Annotated in this window: 15 protein-coding genes; 5 read left to right on the plus strand and 10 right to left on the minus strand. The window is 76.4% G+C overall.

The genetic code is table 11. The features are described 5' to 3' along the window. Positions 1-18: 18 nt before the first annotated feature. Complete coding sequence (locus ACFVN3_RS01445; RefSeq protein WP_378229819.1) at positions 19-1,494, plus strand: multidrug effflux MFS transporter; 1,476 nt, start codon at positions 19-21, stop codon at positions 1,492-1,494. A gap of 112 nt (positions 1,495-1,606) precedes the next feature. Further along, positions 1,607-2,428, plus strand: coding sequence for a uracil-DNA glycosylase (locus ACFVN3_RS01450; RefSeq protein ID WP_378229821.1), 822 nt, complete (start codon positions 1,607-1,609; stop codon positions 2,426-2,428). Between the two features lie 104 nt (positions 2,429-2,532). Here ACFVN3_RS01450 and ACFVN3_RS01455 read toward each other — a convergent pair whose 3' ends face one another. Together ACFVN3_RS01455 and ACFVN3_RS01460 are read right to left on the minus strand one after the other, a co-directional pair. Next, complete coding sequence (locus ACFVN3_RS01455; protein ID WP_378229823.1) at positions 2,533-2,697, minus strand: hypothetical protein; 165 nt, start codon at positions 2,695-2,697, stop codon at positions 2,533-2,535. A 170-nt stretch (positions 2,698-2,867) separates the two neighbouring features. Beyond that, positions 2,868-3,296, minus strand: coding sequence for a VOC family protein (locus ACFVN3_RS01460; RefSeq protein WP_378229825.1), 429 nt, complete (start codon positions 3,294-3,296; stop codon positions 2,868-2,870). A gap of 72 nt (positions 3,297-3,368) precedes the next feature. Between ACFVN3_RS01460 and ACFVN3_RS01465 the strand changes: the two genes are divergently transcribed. Beyond that, positions 3,369-4,226, plus strand: coding sequence for a helix-turn-helix domain-containing protein (locus ACFVN3_RS01465; protein ID WP_378229827.1), 858 nt, complete (start codon positions 3,369-3,371; stop codon positions 4,224-4,226). On the opposite strand, the gene ACFVN3_RS01470 is transcribed toward ACFVN3_RS01465, so the two are convergent. From ACFVN3_RS01470 to ACFVN3_RS01480, 3 genes are all read right to left on the minus strand, one after another. Further along, complete coding sequence (locus ACFVN3_RS01470) at positions 4,180-4,851, minus strand: class I SAM-dependent methyltransferase (RefSeq protein ID WP_378229829.1); 672 nt, start codon at positions 4,849-4,851, stop codon at positions 4,180-4,182. The two genes, ACFVN3_RS01465 and ACFVN3_RS01470, sit on opposite strands and share 47 nt — an antisense overlap. Positions 4,852-4,988: 137 nt before the next feature. Further along, positions 4,989-8,306 carry an AAA family ATPase gene (locus tag ACFVN3_RS01475; protein ID WP_378229831.1) on the minus strand — a complete coding sequence of 1,106 codons (3,318 nt, stop codon included), beginning with the start codon at positions 8,304-8,306 and terminating at the stop codon, positions 4,989-4,991. Then, entirely contained in the window at positions 8,306-9,601 is a 1,296-nt protein-coding gene (locus ACFVN3_RS01480; protein ID WP_378229833.1) for an exonuclease SbcCD subunit D, read from the minus strand. The genes ACFVN3_RS01475 and ACFVN3_RS01480 overlap by 1 nt, the downstream gene beginning before the upstream one ends. 147 nt (positions 9,602-9,748) lie before the next feature. Here ACFVN3_RS01480 and ACFVN3_RS01485 point away from each other — a divergent pair, with 147 nt between their 5' ends. Then, positions 9,749-9,985, plus strand: coding sequence for a hypothetical protein (locus ACFVN3_RS01485; protein WP_378229835.1), 237 nt, complete (start codon positions 9,749-9,751; stop codon positions 9,983-9,985). A 1-nt stretch (position 9,986) separates the two neighbouring features. On the opposite strand, the gene ACFVN3_RS01490 is transcribed toward ACFVN3_RS01485, so the two are convergent. The 5 genes from ACFVN3_RS01490 to ACFVN3_RS01510 form a co-directional block, all read right to left on the minus strand. Further along, positions 9,987-10,361: an STAS domain-containing protein gene (locus ACFVN3_RS01490; RefSeq protein WP_231581660.1), complete on the minus strand. Its 375-nt coding sequence runs from the start codon at positions 10,359-10,361 to the stop codon at positions 9,987-9,989. Between the two features lie 271 nt (positions 10,362-10,632). Next, complete coding sequence (locus ACFVN3_RS01495) at positions 10,633-11,163, minus strand: aminoacyl-tRNA deacylase (RefSeq protein ID WP_378229837.1); 531 nt, start codon at positions 11,161-11,163, stop codon at positions 10,633-10,635. Positions 11,164-11,220: 57 nt separating this feature from the next. Next, complete coding sequence (locus ACFVN3_RS01500) at positions 11,221-11,754, minus strand: DUF2087 domain-containing protein (RefSeq protein ID WP_378229839.1); 534 nt, start codon at positions 11,752-11,754, stop codon at positions 11,221-11,223. A gap of 94 nt (positions 11,755-11,848) precedes the next feature. Continuing rightward, positions 11,849-13,582: an ABC-F family ATP-binding cassette domain-containing protein gene (locus ACFVN3_RS01505; RefSeq protein ID WP_378229841.1), complete on the minus strand. Its 1,734-nt coding sequence runs from the start codon at positions 13,580-13,582 to the stop codon at positions 11,849-11,851. 232 nt (positions 13,583-13,814) lie between these two features. Beyond that, positions 13,815-15,860 carry a PASTA domain-containing protein gene (locus tag ACFVN3_RS01510; RefSeq protein ID WP_378229843.1) on the minus strand — a complete coding sequence of 682 codons (2,046 nt, stop codon included), beginning with the start codon at positions 15,858-15,860 and terminating at the stop codon, positions 13,815-13,817. Between the two features lie 198 nt (positions 15,861-16,058). Between ACFVN3_RS01510 and ACFVN3_RS01515 the strand changes: the two genes are divergently transcribed. Beyond that, complete coding sequence (locus ACFVN3_RS01515; RefSeq protein ID WP_378229845.1) at positions 16,059-16,577, plus strand: hypothetical protein; 519 nt, start codon at positions 16,059-16,061, stop codon at positions 16,575-16,577. Positions 16,578-16,721 lie beyond the last annotated feature (144 nt).

Raw genomic sequence — 16,721 nt, forward strand, 5'->3', positions numbered from 1 at the left:
CCCGGGGTTGCCCCTGTCATGGCCTCCACTCCCCCCGCGACCCCGGCGCCGATCGCGCCCGTCGTCGCACCGCAGGGCACCGGCTCCACGAGCCCCGCCGCTCCCGCCCGACCCGGGCGCATCAGCGCGGGCCTCGTCCTGCTGCTCTCCGCGCTCACCGCGATCGGTCCGCTGACGATCGACCTCTACCTCTCCGCCTTCCCGCGCATCGTCGACGAGCTCGGCACGACCGAGTCGCGCGTCCAGCTCACGCTCACCGCGACGCTCGCCGGGCTCGCGATCGGCCAGCTCCTCATCGGGTCGGTCTCCGACGCGATCGGCCGCCGCGCTCCCCTGCTGGTCTCCCTCGCGGTGTACGTCGCGGCGTCCGCCGGGATCGTCTTCGCCGGGTCGGTCGCCGCGCTCACCGGCCTGCGGTTCGTCCAGGGGCTCTCCGCGGCCGCCGGCATGGTGCTCTCCATGGCGATCGTGCGCGACTCGTTCGAGGGGTACCAGATCGGCAAGGTCATCGCGCGCCTCATGCTCGTCGTGGGCGTCGCTCCGATCCTCGCGCCGACCATCGGCGCCCAGTTCCTGCGGCTCGGCTCGTGGCGCGGCATGTTCGTCGCGCTCGCCGTGGTCGGCGCGGTGCTGTTCGTGCTCGTCCTGCTCCGCCTGCGCGAGACGCTGCCGGCCGAGCGCCGTCGTTCCGGCGGGACCGTCGCCGCCCTGCGCTCCTACGGCTCGCTCCTGGGCGACTGGTCGTTCATCGGTCTCGCGCTCATCGCCGGCTTCTACATGGCCGCGATGTTCACGTACATCTCCGCGTCGACGTTCGTGTTCCAGGACTTCTTCGGCATGTCCGCGCAGCAGTACGCGATCGTGTTCGGCGTCGGCGCCGTGTCCGTGACGGCCGGCAGCCAGATCAACGGCGCGCTCGTGGGCCGCGTGGCGCCCGAGCGCATCCTCCAGGGCGCGGTCGCAGCCGGGTTCGTGCTGTCGGGCGGGCTGCTCGTCGCGGCGCTCGCCGGCGGCGGCCTCGCGTGGCTCGTGCCGCTCATCGTCCTCACGCTCGGCACCGCGGGCTTCGTCATGCCGTCCGTCCCGGCCATCGCGCTCGAGCGCAACGCGCACCGCGCCGGGAGTGCCGCGGCGCTCATCGGGGCGTTCCAGTTCGGCGTCGGCGCGGTCGTCGCGCCGGTGACCGGCCTGCTCGGCGGGTCGCCGCCCGTGACGATGGCCGCGGTGATGTTCGGCGTGGTCGTCGTCGCCGGAGCGGTCCTGCTCGGCCTGCGGCACACGTTCGGCGCGCCCGTCCCTGACGACGCCGCCGACGCGCTCACCATGCACGACGCGACCGAGGTCGAGATCGCGACCGCCGTGTCCGGCGGGACGGTCGACGGGTCCCGTACCCCGGGCGCCGCCGACCAGCCCGGCCGCGAGGCCGGCGTCGACGTCCCCGACGACGCCGCGGCGCTCGCCGAGGCCACGGTGCTCGCCGACCGCGGCGCCTGACCCGGCCCGGCCTCCCGCCGAGCACGACGCCGCACGCCGTCGAGCACGACGTTGCTCTCGTCGTCCCGCGGACGTCGACAGGAACGTCGTGCTCGGCGCGGAGAATGGGCGGGTGAGGCCCGACGACCCCGACTACCCGCTCGCCGCACGCACCGCGCCGACGCTCGCGGCGCTCGACGCGCACCTCGTGGAGTGCCGCGCGTGCCCCCGGCTGGTCGCGTGGCGCGAGCACGTCGCCGCGGTCAAGCGCGCGTCGTTCCGCGAGGACGACTACTGGGCCCGCCCCGTGCCCGGTTTCGGCGACGAGCGCGCGGGGATCCTCGTCGTCGGGCTCGCGCCCGCCGCGCACGGGGCCAACCGCACGGGCCGCATGTTCACGGGCGACCGCAGCGGCGACTTCCTGTTCGCGTCCATGCATCGCACGGGCCTGGCCAGCCAGGCGACGTCCGTGTCCGCCGACGACGGGCTGCGCCTCACCGGGATCCGCGTCACCGCCCCGGTGCGGTGCGCCCCGCCCGACAACAAGCCCACCCCCGAGGAGCGCCACCGGTGCGGCCCCTACCTCGCGCGCGAGGTCGAGCTGCTCCGGGAGAGCGTGCGCGTCGCCGTCGTGCTCGGTGGCTTCGGGTGGCAGGCGCTCCTGTCCACGCTCGCGGAGCAGGGCTGGGACGTGCCACGCCCCCGCCCGCGGTTCGCGCACGGCGCGGAGGTGATGCTGCGCCGTCGGGCACCCGCGGGGGCCGACGCCGAGACAGGACGCCCCGCGAGCGAGGTGCCCGACGGCGGGCAGCCGCCCCCCGCGCAGACCCTCACCCTCCTGGGGTGCTTCCACGTGAGCCAGCAGAACACCTTTACCGGGCGGCTCACGCCCCAGATGCTCGACGACGTGCTGCTCCGCGCGCGCGACCTCGCCGGCCTGGGCACTCTGGACTGAGCCGCCCGGGCGCCGAGAGATGCGCTCCGGGACGAGGGAGGCACCCGGAGGTGCAGCGCTCGGCCGCGGGTGCAGCGTTCGGCTGACGTGCGCCCGCGAGGTGTCTACCGCGCCGCGGTCGCCGGGGACTGACGCCGCGGAGCGTCCGCCCAGCGGCGGCGCTCCGCCACGCGGGGCAGTGCGCGGCCCACGAGCCGGAGCTGCTCGCGGCGCGCGATGACCTCCATGCGCCGGAGCTCGCGCTCGAGCGGGGACGATGCTGCTGACATTGCTGCTCTCCTTCGACGGCACCGGGCGGCGGAACACCCCCGCCGCGCTCGCGACGGACCCGGTCGATGACGCGCGACGACCGCGGTCGGTCGTCGCCCTGCCCCCGTAGGAGGGACGGACGCGGTCCGGGTTCGTGACATCCGTCGCCAAGCCGTGCCGGAGCGGTCGGCTACGCCGTCGGGAGCGCGGACTCCTCGTACTGCTCGACGAACTCGCCCGTCGGCGGGATCGGCGTGATGACGTCGATCAGGACGCCGTTCGGGTCGGCGGTGATGAAGTGGCGCTGGCCGAACGCCTCGTCGCGCAGCGAGCGCAGGATCGGCAGGCCCGCCGCGACGAATCGGTCGTGGACGGCGTCGACGTCCTCGACCTCGAGGTTGAGCAGGAGCCCGCTCGCCCGCCCCCGCCCGCTCTCGGGGATCGTCTCGTGGTCGCCGTCCAGCACGGCGAGATTCACGGCCTCGTCGTGCGCGGACTGCAGGTGCACGTACCAGTCGCTCGTGAAGAGCGGCCGGAGGTCGAGGTGCTCGACGTAGAACGCCGCGGTCGCCGCGACGTCGCCGGTCATGATCACCGGGTACCAGCTCGTGATGCGCACGGTTCTTCTCCTCCGGGTCGTCCATAAACAAACAGACTGTCTGCATCTAAGAATGACCTACAGTCTGTCGGTATGCAAGAGACCCGTCGCACCAACGCCGAGCGCACCCGCGCCACCCGGACCGCGCTCGTCGCCGCGGCGCGCGAGCTGTTCGTCGACCCCGGGTACGCGGAGGCGTCGACGCCCCAGATCGCCGCAGCCGCGCACGTCACCCGCGGCGCGCTCTACCACCACTACGCGGACAAGCGGGACCTGTTCCGGGCGGTCGTCGAGGCCGAGGCGGAGGCCGTCGCGCGCGAGATCGAGGCGCGGACCAGCCCGGTCGGCAGCGTCCACGAGGCCGAAGCTGCGAGCGTCACCCGGACGGCACCCCGTGCGAGCGACGCTCCCGCTCCCCGCTCGCGCCACGCGCCCGACGCGCCCGACGCGCCCGACGCGCCCGACGCGCCCGACGCCCGCGGCATGCTCGTCGAGGGCGCGCGGGCCTACCTCGACGCGATGTCGGTCCCGGGTCGGACGCGCCTGCTGCTCGTCGACGCCCCGGCCGTGCTCGGCGCCGCCGAGGCCGACGCCCTCGACGCGCGCCATGCCCGTCGCACGCTGCGCGCGGGCCTCGCCGCCGCGATCGACACCGCTCCCGACGACACCGTGGCCGACGACCCGACCGACGACGCCGCGTCCGACGACGAGGCCCGTACCGGCCAGGCTCGTGGCGGAGGCTCGCGCCTCGCGGGGTCTGCCCGGCCGACGACGCCGCGCGTGGGGGACGACGTCGCGCAGGACGACCGCCTCGACGCGCTGACGCTCCTGCTCTCCGCGGCCTTCGACCGCGCGGCGCTCGCGCTCGACGGCGGCGCGCCGCCACACCCCGTGCGCGCGGCGGTCACCGAGCTCGTGGACCGGGTGTGCGCGCCGCGAACCACTCGATGACGCCCGCACGCGTGCGCTCGTGCCGCTCGACGGCGAGCCCCGCGTCGAGCACCCAGCGCAGCGGGCGGCGACGGAAGTGCTCCCCGGCGAGCGGGACGCTCACGACGTCGGCCGCCGCCTGGAGCGCGCGGAGCGGCCACGACGACGACTCGACGTGGTCGGCGAGGACGAGCAGGCCGCCGGGCCGCAGCACGCGGACCATCTCCGCGAGCGCGGCGCGGTGGTCAGGGATCGCGCACAGCGAGAAGGTGCAGACCACCGTGTCGTAGGCGTCGTCGGGAAGGTCGAGCCGCTGCGCGTCGCCGAGCCGGAGATCGACGTCGACCCCCCGCTCCGCCGCCCGCCGTCGTGCGACCGCGAGCATCCCCTGGCTCCACTCGACGCCCGTCAGACGGCCGTCCAGCACCCGCGCCGGGTAGTGGGCCAGGTTGAGGCCCGTGCCGATCGCGACCTCCAACGTCTCGCCCGTCGCGAGCCCGCACGCGCGGGGGCGGACGTCCGGGAAGAAGCGGCGCTCCGCCGCGGCCATGCCGCGGTCGTAGGCGCGCGCCTCCCGGTCCCAGCGCCGCCGCAGCCGAGCGTCGCGCGGGCTCGCCGCGCCGCCCAGCACAGTCCGTCCCGCCATCCGTACCACCCCTCGCCGCCGGTGGACGGCCGCTGCACCGGTCGCCTCGACCGGTCGTCGGCGCGTCCGGCCGGCGTTCTCCGCTCGGCACCGCCGGCCGGCGTCTCCCGACCGGCGCCCCTGGTGCACCGCCGTCCTCACGCTCGCACGGTCAGCGTGCTCCCGCCTCCGGGCACGCGCCGCACCTCGATGCGTTCCGCGATGGACTGCTTGAGCGCCTCCACGTGCGACACGACACCCACGACGCGCCCGCCCGCCCGGAGCCGACCGAGAGCCGCGAGCACGGCGTCGAGCGTCTCGGGGTCCAGGCTGCCGAAGCCCTCGTCGACGAACAGCATCCCCAGCTCGACCCCGCCCGCCTCCGCGGTGACGACGTCCGCGAGGCCCAGGGCCAGGCACAGGGACACGTAGAACGTCTCGCCGCCGGACAGCGTCCGCGGGTCGCGCTCGCGCTCGGTGACGTGGTCGAGGACCTTCATCGCGAGCCCACGCTTGTGCGCGCGCACGTCCTCGCGCGTCGCGCTGCGCACGAGCTCGTACCGGCCGGACGACATCTCGGCGAGGCGCTCGTTCGCCGCGGCGACGACGTCCTCGAACCGCTGGACGAGGACGAACGTCGCGAGCGTGAGCGCGTGCGCGTTGTCGCCGGAGCCGGACGCCAGCGCGGCCATGCGCGCGACCGGCCCGGCCGCGTCGCGGGCCCGGTCCCAGTCGTCCGCCGCCGCCCCGATCCCCTCCGCGGCCACCCGCGCGGCCTGTGCCTGGCGGGCCACGAGCTCGTGCCGACGGCCCGCCGCCCGGGCCGTCGCCTCGGCCTCCGCGACCGCGGCCCGCGCCGCGGGGACGTCGGGGCGCACGTCCTCGGGCAGGTCCGCGAGGGCGGGGTCGGCGAGCCCGGCGGTGGTGGCGGCACGCGCCGCCTCGTGCTCGGCGACGCGCCGCGCGAGCGCCCGACGGTCCGGCTCGTCGAGGACGGCGGCGAGCGCGTCGCGGGCGTCCACGAACCCCGACCGGTGAACGAGCGCGCCGAGCTCGGCCGCGCGCTCGGCGACGGCCCTCCCCGCGGTGGCGACCGCGGCGCCCGCGTCGGCGAGCGCGTCGATCGTGCGGAGCCGGTCGTCGAGCGCCGCGGCGAGGACGGCGACCGGGTTCCGAGTCCCGCCCTCGTCGGCGAGGGCGTCGGGCAGGTCCGCCAGCTCCACCAGCGGTCCGGCCGCGGCGACCTCCGCACGGATCTCGGCCCGGTCGGCGTCGAGCGTCGCCGCGAGCTCCTCCAGCCGGGCCGTCGTGCCGGCGATCGTCTCCGCGAGCGCGGCGGCCCGCTCCTGGAGGGCGAGCGTGGCGGCGTCGAGGGCGTCGAGCTCCTGCTCGGCGTCCGCCCGCTCGTGCGCCGCCACGCGGGCGCCCTCGACCAGCGCGTCGACCTCGGCGACCCGCTCCGCCGCCTCGTGCGGCGTCAGGCCCTCGGCGTCCCGACGGCGCGCAGCCAGCCGCTCCGCGAGGACCTCGACCCGCGCGGAGGCGTCGTGGAGCACCCGCTCCGCCTCGGCCCGGCCGTGCTCGACCTCCTCGACATCCTGCGCCGTGGGGTGGTCGTCCGCGAGCGACGCCGGCGCCGGGTGGTCCGTGCCGCCGCACACCGGGCACGGGGACCCCTCGGCGAGGCCGGCGGCGAGCTCGCCTGCGAGGCCGGCGATGCGGGCCGCCCGGACCCGCGCCTCCTGCTCGACCGCGGCGCGCGCGGCCGTCGCTGCCTCCGTGCGCGCGGCACGGGCCGCCCCCTCCTCCGCGGCGAGCGTCGCCGCCTGCCGCGCCGCCCCCTCGACCGCACGCGCCCGCAGCGCCCGCTCCTGGCGGGCCCCGAGCGTCCCGGCCGTCTCCGCGAGCGACGCCAGCCGCAGGCGCAGCTCCTCACGGCGCGCCGGGCGCACGGCGAGCTCGTCGAGAGTGCGCGCTCGCTCCTCGTCCGCCTGCGTGACGTTCTTGCGGCCGTCGGCGACCGCACGGTCGCGGGCCGGGAGCGAGGCACCGACGGGGAGCAGGCGGGTCACGCGCACCCCGGCCGTCGCGACGTCGGCGCGCAGCGCCTCGAGCGTGGTCGGGTCGGCGTCGGCGAGGGGCGCGGGCGCGCCTGTCCGGGCGAGCGCGAGCCGCTCCCGCGCAGCGGCGAGGAGCTGCTCCGCGCGGACGAGGCCCTGCGCCGCGGGGGCGACGACCGCCGCACGGGTCGCGGCGTCGACGCGAAGGCGGTCGTCGGCGACCCCGGGCTCCTCCTCCGCGAGGCGGGCCTCCTCGGCACGCAGCCGTGCCCGGCGGTCCACGGCGTCGGCGACCGCCCGCTCGGCGTCGAGCCGGTCGCGCGCTGCGACGAGGGTCGCGTTGACCGCGACCTCGCGCTCGGCCAGCGCCTCCGCCTCGGCGTCCAGCCCCGCGACGCGCGCGAGGGCGAGTGCGTGCACGCCCACGACCGGGGCGCCCTCGCTCGCCGCACCGGTCGCGGCGGGTTCCATCCCCGCGATCCGTCCGTCGTCGAGGGACGTCGGGGACGACGGCGCGGTGTCCGCGGCGTCGAAGCCTGTCGGCCTCGCCGCCTCCGTCGCACCCCGAGCGAGGTAGGCCGCCGCCGGAGCGACGTCCGCCGCACCCCGAGCGGCGTCCGCCACCGCCCGTGCGACGTCGGCCTCGTCGGCCCGCCGCAGGCGCGCGTCGTCCTGCGCGGCCACGCGCAGCCGCCGGGCGTCGTCGGGCACGAGCCCCGCCGCCCCGGTGAACCGCTCGACCGCGCCGCGCACGCCCTGGCGCGCGCCGTCCGACCGTGCCCGCGCCGCGCGCGCGAGCTCGGCGAGCCGCACCGCCGCCCGGTGGTAGAGCTCGGTGCCGAAGACCTTCTGGAGCAGCACGGCCCGGTCCTCGGGCTTCGCGCGCAAGAACGTCGCGAACTCGCCCTGCGGCAGCACGACGGTCTGCACGAGCTGGCGACGGTCGAGCCCGACGATCCGGCGGATCTCGTCGCCGGCCTCGTCGAGACGCGCCGAGAGCAGCTCGCCGGGCGGGCCGTCGACCCCCGCGACGGCCTCGGCGGACGGCACGCCTGCCAGGCGCCAGAGCCGCACCGACGCCTGCTGGGTCGTCGTGCCGGTGCCGCGCTTCTTGGGCCGGCGGTACTCGGGCGTCCGGCGTACGCGGTACACGCCCGACGGGACCTCCAGCACGAGGTCAACGAACGACTCGACCTCCGGTGCCGCGAACGCCGAGCGGAGGCGGTCGTCGCTCGCCGCGTCGGAGGCGACCTTGCCGTACAGCGCGAAGACGATCGCGTCGATGACCGTCGACTTGCCCGCGCCCGTGGGCCCGTCGAGCAGGAAGATCCCCGACGCGCCGAGGGACGCGAGGTCGACACGATGCAGGCCCGCGAACGGTCCGATCGCCTGGAAGGTCAGCGAGTGCAGGTGCATCAGGCGCTCCGCTCCTCCGCCAGCGCGAGCTCGAACGCCTCGCGCAGCACGGCGACCTCCGCGTCGCTCGGCGCGTGGCCCGCCACGTGCTCGACGAAGTCCCGCGCGACGTCGAGCGGGTCGCGCCCCGGCCCGACGGCGGTCACGACCTCCCGCTCGGCGACGCGCGGCGGTCGGTGGGTCACCTGGAGCGCGTGCGGGAAGCGGGCCCGGACGCGCGCGTAGAGCTCCGCGGGTCGCACGGCGTCCGTCACGACCACCCGCAGCCAGTCGTCGGTGTGCTGCTCGCCGGCCGCCCCGAGCAGGTCGTCGAGCGTCCCCGTGACCTCCGCGAGGCGGCGCGGCACCGGTGCGGGGACGAGCTCGACCGCCGCGTCCGGGTCTCCGCCGGCGCCCAGGAGGTCCAGGTCGACGAGCGCCGTCGACTTGCGCTGGTGCAGCTCCGAGAAGGAGAACGCGAGCGGCGACCCCGAGTAGCGCGCGACGGTCACCGTCCCGCTGGCGTGACCTGCGGTTTCACGTGAAACGTCAGGCACGGTGACGCGCTGCGGCCCGTGCAGGTGCCCGAGCGCGACGTAGTCGATCCCCCACCCCCCGAACGTTGCCGCGGGAACGGCGTCGACCCCACCCACGCGGATGTCCCGCTCCGACTCCGACGCGAGCCCGCCGACCACGAACGCGTGACCGACGACGACGGCCCGTGCGACCGGATCCTGCGCGCGGCGGCACGCGAGGTCGGCCCCGACACGCCGCATCGCGGCTCCCATGACCGCCTCGTGCGACCGCACGAGCGGTGTCCGCGCACCCCCGGTGCGCGCGGCCGCGCCCGGTTCCGCGCCGAGCAGCCCGGCGTCGTCGGCCAGCACGTGGCGCGCCGTGTCCGGGTCGAGGTACGGCAGGGCGTAGACGAGCAGCGGTGCGTCACCCGCACCGCTCCCGCAGCGCGGCGCGAGGACGACAGGCGTCCCGACGTCGGACAGCCGCGCGCGCAGGTGCACGCCCGGACGCATCACGCGGTCCCCGAACCCGAGCCGGACCGCGGAGTCGTGGTTGCCCGGCGTGACGACGACGTGCGCGTGCTCCGCGAGCCGCGTCACCGTGTCGGACAGGAGCGAGACGGCGTCGACCGGCGGGATGGCGCGGTCGTACACGTCTCCCGCGACGACGACGGCATCGACGCCCTCCGTGCGGGTCAGCTCGACGAGGTGGTCGAGGTGCGCGGCCTGGTGCTCCAGCAGGTCGACCCCGTGCAGCGTGCGCCCGAGGTGCCAGTCGGACGTGTGCAGGATGCGCATGACCGCACCGTACCGACCGCGTCCCACAGGCCGAAGGACCGACGGCGGTGCGGTCCGACCTGCGGCGGGGCGCCGGGGCACGGGTCAGCTCCCCGGTAGTGTCGAGCCGCACGGCGCCCGCGCGGGCGCCCGACCGACGGAGGACCCATGGACCGACGCACCCTCGACCTCGCGGTCCCGATGGTGTACGGGGCGCTCCTGGCGTGCTCCGCGCTGTGGTTCAAGGACGCGCTCGTGCCCATCGCCGTCGTGGGCGCCATGTTCACCGGGCTCTACTGGGCGGCGCTGCGCCAGAAGCTCCCGGCGCAGAACCCTCCCCGCGGTTCCGGCACCCAGGACGCGCCGCCTCCCCGCCACGACGACCCGCCGTACGGGTCGGTCTGAGTCAGACCGCCCCGACGACCTCGATGGGGCCGGTCGTCGCGCCGCTCCGCTCGACCGGGATCCGGCCGCCCATGCCGATCATCTCGAGCAGCTCGACGATGCTCGTCGACGGATCGCGGAGCACCACGTCGCGGCCGTCCTCCTCACCGAGCATGTAGAGCTGGATGATGAACGCGATGCCCGACGAGTCGATGAAGGTCACGTCGGCGACGTCGACCACCACGCGCCCGCGCGTGTCCAGCACGTAGGACATCGCCTCGCTCGCACGGTCGCGCAGCGCCGCGTCGATCTCTCCCCACATCGTCACGACCACGCCGCCGTCCGCCGGGGCGTAGACGATCCCGCTCGTCCGGTCGATCGCGCTGCCTGTGTCCACGGTTCCCGCTCACCGTCTCTCTCGAGTCGTCCTGCGTGCTGTCGGCCGCCCCTCCGGACAACGTCCGGTGGTGACGGCCTGTTCCCCGCGCGCCCCCGCGAGGCTCCGTACGGTCGCACGCGCCGCCGTCGGGCGACGGGTCGCGCCGGGCGACCGTGACCGGAGCAGAACGAGTCTGCACCCGACGCGCGGCCCGCACCAGCCCTCGAGGGGGTGGTCCTCGACCTTTCCCGAACCCACACAACTGGCGCGCCACGAGCGGTCGTGCGCGCTACAGCGGCTCCGTGACGTCCGCGACCTGCGCGCCCAGGGCGCCGACGAGCGCCCGCCCGTCCACCGTCGCGGCGACGCCGTGCGCGCCGCCGCCGATCGACACGAGGCGCGCCGCGGCGTCGGGCTCCGCGCCCTCGTCCCCCGCGACGTCGACGTCGTCGCTCGCCCCCGGTCCCGCCACGACCCGGACGTCCGCCACGACCGGCCAGGCGTGCGTCGAGCCGAACGGCGTGATCGTGCCCCGCTCGTAGCCCGTGACGTCGCGCGCGACCTCCTTGTCCGGCATCGACAGGCGCGAGACGCCGAGGAGCGAGCGCAGCTTGGGCCAGGAGATCTGGCGGTCACCCGGGACGAGCACGAACAGGTAGTCGTCCTCGGCACGCCGCACGACGATCGTCTTGAGGACGCGCGCCGGGTCCACGCCCCGGGCTGCGGCGGCCTCCTCGAGCGACCCCACCCGCCCGTGCCGCGTGACGGTGTAGTCGATGCCCGACGCCTCCAGCGCCGCCAGGGCGCGCTCGCTGCTCATGGGAACCGACCCTAGCCGCCACGTCCGACGCACGACCCACGGGCGGCGGCCGGTGCGTCAGACGTCGTCGAACTCCGTGACGACCGTGCGCCAGTACTCGGCGCCGTCGCGCGTGCGGTGCACGAGGCCGGCGTCGACCATCGCGCGGCGCAGCGACACCGGGTCCGCCGCGCAGGCGGCGAGCCGCTTGGTCAGCGTGAGCTCGGTGACGGGCTCCTCCAGGGGCAGCACCTGCGCCGCGAGGAACCGCACGACGAGCTCGCGGTCGCGCAGGCGCTTGGGCGGGCGCAGCAGGCGTCCGTCGACGAGGAACCGCTCGGGGCCCGTGGGCCGGGGCGTGGGCGCCGACGCGAGGAGTGCGGCGAACCGCTCGGGCGCGGCGCGCAGGAACCCGGCGTCGTCGCGCACGACCACCCCGGCGGCGAGGAGCGGCGCGAGCCGCCGCCGCTCGTCGGTCGAGAGCACGGCCTCCGCCGGTCCCTCCGTCACGACGCGCGCGAGCACCTCCAGCCGCCCCGCGTCCGCGAGCGACGCGACCACCTGCTTCCACGCGTTGTCCGGTGCCGCGGCACCGGTCTGCTCGACGTCCACCCACTGACCCTAGACACCCTGCGCCGGACAGGCCCAGCGAGGTGTCAGCGCCCCACGGGTCCGGGGACGCGTGGGGCGCTGACCGGGCAGGGGCTCACGCGAGGTGCACGACGTCGCCCGTCCAGCGCTGTCGCAGCCACCGGTCGTGCGACGCGACGACGACGGCACCCGGCCACTCGTCGACGGCCTCCATGAGCTCCCCGGCGAGCGTCAGCGACACGTGGTTCGTCGGCTCGTCGAGGAGCAGCACGTCCGGGGCCTGCGTCACGAGCATCGCGAGCACGACGCGGCGCCGCTGGCCGACCGACAGCTCGGCGAGCGGGCGCCCGAGGTCGCGCGGCGCGAGGAGCCCGTGCGCGTCCACGGCGGCCTCGCGCGCACCCGCCCGGTCGGCGGGGTCCCAGCCCTGCGCGAGGGCGAGGAGCTCGCGCGGGGTGCGGTCGTCGTCGTGCAGGTGGACGTCCTGCTCCAGCAGCCCGACGCGCACCCCGCGCGCCCGTCCGACCGTGCCCGCGTCGGGGGCGAGGTCACCCGCGAGGACGTGCAGGAGCGTCGACTTCCCCGCGCCATTGGCGCCCGTGACGAGCAGCCGTGTGCCGCGCGCGACCTCGATCGAGGGCACGCCCGACGCCGTCATGTCGAGCCGGTCGGTGCGCTCGCCGGGTGCGCCCGTACCCGCCGGTCGGTGCACGACGACGCCCCGCGCCCAGGCGACGACGTCGCCCCCGCCGGGGGTGACCGCGCCGCCGCTCGGCGGGGCGAAGCGCAGCGGCGGCGGAGGCTTGCGCACCTGGTCGCGGTCGAGGGTGTCGAGGCGCAGCTGCGCGTTGCGCACGCGCCGCGACACCTGGCTCTGGACGCGCTCCCCCTTGAAGTCGTAGAGGATCTTCGCCTGGTTGCCGCGCTCGCGGTTCTTCGAGACGTCGCGCGCGGTGACCGCGACGGACCGGCGCAGCTCGGCGAGCTCCGCCTGCTCGGCCTCGAACCGCTGCTCCCAGCGCGCGCGCTCGACGCGCTTGGCGTCCAGGTAGTCGCTGTACGTGCCGCCGTACAGGGTGGCCGCGCCACCGGGGCGCGACGCACCGTCCACGGCGCCCCGCAACGGCTCGGCCACCGGGTCGAGGTCGAGGATCTCGGTGCACACCTCGTCGAGGAAGACGCGGTCGTGGCTCGCGAGGACGACGGCGCCCGGGAGCGCGCGGAGCGCCGCCGCGAGGAACTCGGCCGCGTCGTCGTCGAGGTGGTTCGTCGGCTCGTCGAGCAGCAGCGCGCCGGGCTGACGCACCAGCAGCGCGGCGAGCCCGAGCCGCGTCCGCTGCCCGCCCGAGAGCGAGCCGACCGCGCGGCCGGCGACGCCGTCGACGTCGAGACCCAGGCCGGCGAGCGTGCGCGCGGCGCGCGCGTCGGCGTCCCACACGTCCGCGAGCTCGGCCCGGTCGAGGGCGCGCGTGTACGCCGCGTCGGCACCCGCGACGGGACCCGCGCCGTCGGGTCCCGCGAGGGCGAGCGCCGCCTCCTCGAGCTCGCGCTCGATCGCCCGGACGCGCGCCAGCGCGTCGTCGACGACCGCACGCACGGTCGTCGACGGCGGGTAGGGAAACTCCTGGTGCAGGAACCCGAGGTCGTCGGGCCGGGTCACGGCCCCGTCGTCAGGTGCGAGCGTGCCCGCGAGCACGCGCAGCAGGGTGGACTTGCCGACGCCGTTCTCGCCGACGAGTCCCGTGCGGTGGCCGGGGTCGACGACGAGGTCGACGCCCCGCAGCACGGGGCGGCCCGCGAAGGACACGCGGACGTCGGACGCACGGAGGACAGGGGTGGAACGGGCCATGGGCGATCACCTACCAAGGTGCCCGGGTGGCACGCGCACGCGCCAGGAACGGCGCGGGGGCCACGACGACGGGCTCGACGGGACGGAGCGGTCGGGGCAGGTGAGGATCACATCGCTGACGAGGCTACGCGGCCGCCCGCCGCGGCGCACGCGAATATCCGGGGGCCCGAGGCACGAGCAGCCGCCGCGAGCGCGACCGCCCTCTGAGCACAGGGCCCGGCGACGTCGCGCGTCAGGGTGCGGTCGTCTCCGTCGCGCCCGCCGTGGGCTCCTCGGTCGGTGCGGACGTCGGCGCGGCGGTCGGTTCCTCGGTCGGCTCGGGGTCGGGGGTCGGCTCCGGGTCGACCGGCGGCTCGGGGTCCACCGGGGGCTCGGGGTCGGCGGGCCCGGTCGACACGACGATCGTCACCGTGCTCCCCGACGCGAGCTGGGTGCCGGAGCCCGGGTTCACCGCGATCACGGTGCCCGCCGCGGCGGCGTCCTCCTGCGTCGTCACGCTGACCTTGAACCCGGCCTTCGCGAGCGCGGCCTCGGCCTGGGCCCGCGTCATGCCGACGAGGCCGGCCGGCACGGCGACCTTCGCGGGCTGCTCGGGCTCCTCCGGCTTCGGGGTGGTGGGCGTGGTCGGCTTGGTGGGCGTGGTCGGCTTCGTGGGCTCGGTCGGCGTGGGCTTGGGCGCCGGGGCCGGCGCACCCGGGGTCGACGGCTTCTGCGGGGTCGTCGGGGTGGTGCCCTCGGACGGCGTGTACCGCGTCGGCATCTTGCCCGCGGCGAAGAACTCGAAGTGCCACGGCTCGGGCTTGGACCCGTTCGGCCGCGCCCAGGCGGGGTTGTCCCAGCCGTAGTCCGGGCCGTGCATCCGCATCCACACGTACTCGCGCGACGTCCCCGACGGGACGTTGCCGCCCACGTCGATGGCCAGGCCCCAGCCGTGCTGGGACGTCCCCGGCACCGCGGCGAGGTAGGGCTTGATGGCCTTGAGCCGCACCTGGTCGTCGTAGGGGCGGTACGCGTCGGTGATCTTGAGCGCGTACCCGAACTCCTTCTCGAACTCCGCGGCGAGCGCCTCGAGCTGCTCCGCCGCGTCGCAGCGCAGCGTCTTGCCCGGCGCGAAGTCGAGCGCGCACAGCGCCTCGGGCGGGATCCGCCCGTTCTGGTACTGCGCGGTCGAGCCCGCGTACTTCTCGACCACCTCGGCGAGCCGCTCCGCGAGGGTCGTGCCCTTGAGCGCCGTGGCTCCGGCCGCCGGGACGACGCCGACCGGGGAGTAGTCCGTGCCGAGCAGGTCCGCGAGGTGGGTCGCCGAGACGACGACGTCCTCGAGCGTCACGTCGCCGTGGGCGTGGTCGTCGTCCTCCGCGTGCGCTCCGTCACCGCTGTCAGCCGACGGGTCGTCCAGGTCGCCCTGGGTGCCGCCGAGCTCCCCCGGGGCGACGCCGTCGGGGGCGGGCACGGCGTCCTCGGGGAGCGTGCGGTCTCCCGGGGCGCCCCCGGTGCCGCCGGGCACCGTCGGTCCCGTCGGCGCGTCGCTCGAGGGCGACGGGCTCGGCGACCCGCTCGGGCTCGGCGACCCGCTCGGGCTCGGGGACGCGGTGGGGTCGGGGCTGCTCGTCGGGCTCGGGCTCGGGGCGGTGCGGACCGCGGAGGTGCGCACCGCGTCCGTGTCACCTGCCGCGTCCACGGACGCGGGCTGCTGCGCGGGGCCTCCGGGGGTGGTCGTCCCGTCCCCGTCCGTACCGAGGTCGCCCCGGTCGTCGGAACGCGCGCCCGGGTCGATCGGCTGCGGGAGGTCGGGCACCTCGGTGTCGTCGAGCGACTCGTCGAGGTCGAGCCCGCCGTCGGGGACCACCTGGACGGGCACCCGGCGCGCGGCGTCCTGCTGGGCGAGGTAGGTGGCGAGGAGCATGCCGAGCTCGGCGCGCGCCTGCTCCACGGGAGCCGTGACCTCGCCGTCGGCGAGCGCGTTCGCGGTCGCGAGGACCTCGATCGCACCGTCGAGCTGCTGGTCCTCGTCGAGCCCGGCACCGAGCGTGCTCGAGAGCGCCGAGACCTGCGTCGCCGTCGCGGCCTCGGCGGCGAAGAAGGACGCGCCGGGGCGGGGCTCGACGCTCCCCGCGAGGGCCGCGGCCAGCGTGATCGCGAGCGCCGAGGAGATGAGGACGTGGGAGACGGCGCGAGCGCGTCGCGCGAAGGCCGGCGACAGGGCGGCGGGCGCGGCAGGCTCAGGCATCTGGGGCGCGTCGTCCGCCGCGCCCTCGTGCTCCGCCGTGGTGCTCACCGCTCACTCCCGTGCTTCGTGCCCTGCCACGGACCTGCGGTCCCGCACGCCGGTTCGGCGCGACGTCGCGCCCGGCGTCACGGCTGCGCACGCCCACCAGTCGGTGTGCTGCACGCCACAGTGCCCTCGTCCGCCTACCGTACACCGCCTCCACGAGGCTCTCACCCCCGTCTCATGTTCGCGGGGGAGAATGCCGCCATGAGTTCACCGACGCGTCACCGCAGGTCAACGTCACGCTCGTTCGCGCTCGGCGCGGCCGTCGTCGCGACCCTCGCTCTCGCCGGGTGCGCGGAGGACGGCTCGGTGAGCGTGCCGGAGTTCACCCTCACCGGGGACCAGGTCCAGCAGTTCCTCGACGACGCCCGGTCGCAGGCCGAGACGATCGGCGACGACGTCCGGGCGCTCACCGACGACCTCGGGTCGCTGTCCGGCGACGCCCGCACGCGCGCCGAGGACGCCGTCACGGCCGCGCAGGAGGCGGCGGACGAGGCCCGCGCCGCGGCGGACGAGGCGGCCGCGGCCACGGAGGACACCCGCGCCGAGGCCGAGCAGCGGCTCGCCGACGCGGAGACCGCCCTCGAGGACGCGTCCACCGAGCTCGACGCGGTCGCGGACTCCCTCTCCGGCGCCGACGCCGCCGTCCGCGACGCGATCGAGAGCCTGCGCACGCGCGTCGACGAGCTGCGCGCCGACCTCGACGAGTCCACGGTCTCCTGAGCGACCTGGACGCCAGGTCCGACGAGCGCTGGAACGCCCTGCTCACCGGGGACCTAGGTCCCCGGGGGCGGCGACCTTTGCCTGACGTCCACCCTTCCTTCACAGGGGTTTGCTTGGTCTCAGGAGCCCGACCGCACCGGCCGG

This window comes from Cellulosimicrobium sp. NPDC057862, from assembly GCF_042797035.1.
Lineage (GTDB): Bacteria > Actinomycetota > Actinomycetes > Actinomycetales > Cellulomonadaceae > Cellulosimicrobium.